Annotated in this window: 1 protein-coding gene; it reads left to right on the top strand. The window is 44.8% G+C overall.

From position 1 onward, the window contains the following. Positions 1-915, top strand: a 915-nt coding sequence (locus R8269_RS26480) for an OmpA family protein (RefSeq protein WP_318223070.1), incomplete at its 5' end; no start/stop codon positions are given. Positions 916-1,017: the final 102 nt, after the last annotated feature.

Below are 1,017 nucleotides of genomic sequence, written 5' to 3'. Positions count from 1 at the left end.
ATGTACATCGGGGGCAAAGTGGGCATGACTACACTTGACGACGCTTGCTATCTAAATAGCCCTTGTGATGATGAAGCTTTTGGTGCCGGACTACATATCGGTTATGACTTTACCGATTTCATCGGTCTAGAGTACGGTGTCGATTTCTTAGGCGACTACAAAGCGAACTTTAAGTCAGGAGCTAGTACAGTTGATACGATCGACGGCAATTTAACGGCTTTAACACTTGCACCTAAATTCAACTGGCATCTAAACGATTCTTGGAACTTATTCGCTAAGATCGGTGGTGCGTACATGATGTCTGAAGACGAAAAAGATTTCGTTGCAACTGGCTCACTAGGTGCTGAATATTCGATTGATAGAAACTGGAGTGTTCGTGCTGAGTACCAACGTTACCAAGATATGTCGGATGACGTTTGGGACGATATGGACGCAAACTTCTTCGGTATCGGCGTTAACTACAAATTCGCGGCTGCGCCAGTGGTTGCTGCTGTTGTAACAGAAGAAGTAGTTGAGCCAGATCCAGAACCAGTACTAATGAGCAAAGTTCACAAAGAAGAGTACGGTACAGGCACGTTTGAGTTCGACAGTGCGAAACTTACTGAGTCTGTTTCTGAACGTCTAGACAACTTTGTTTCATTCCTAAACGAATACCCACAAGCTCAAGTTGAAATCACAGGTTACACTGATAGCTCAGGTCCTGCGGCTTACAACCAAAAACTGTCTGAGCGTCGTGCTCAAGCTGTGGCAGATTACATCACTGGTGCTGGTATCGATGCTGATCGCCTGACAGTGAAAGGTATGGGTGAAGAGAATCCAGTCGCTGACAACAGCACTCGTGAAGGTCGTGAGAAAAACCGTCGCGTAGAAGTTGTGGTTCCTTCGTTCGAATACCAAGAGATGGTTCAACCATAATCTGAATGTTCACACATTCTCATCAAAAGGGGGGCGCTTGCACCCCTTTTCACTTTCAGTATTTTGGGACTTTTATGATGGAAATAAAATCAAGAAATGAAG

Source organism: Vibrio sp. Vb0667, assembly GCF_033391095.1.
This window is presented reverse-complemented; position numbering and strand designations above follow the sequence as displayed.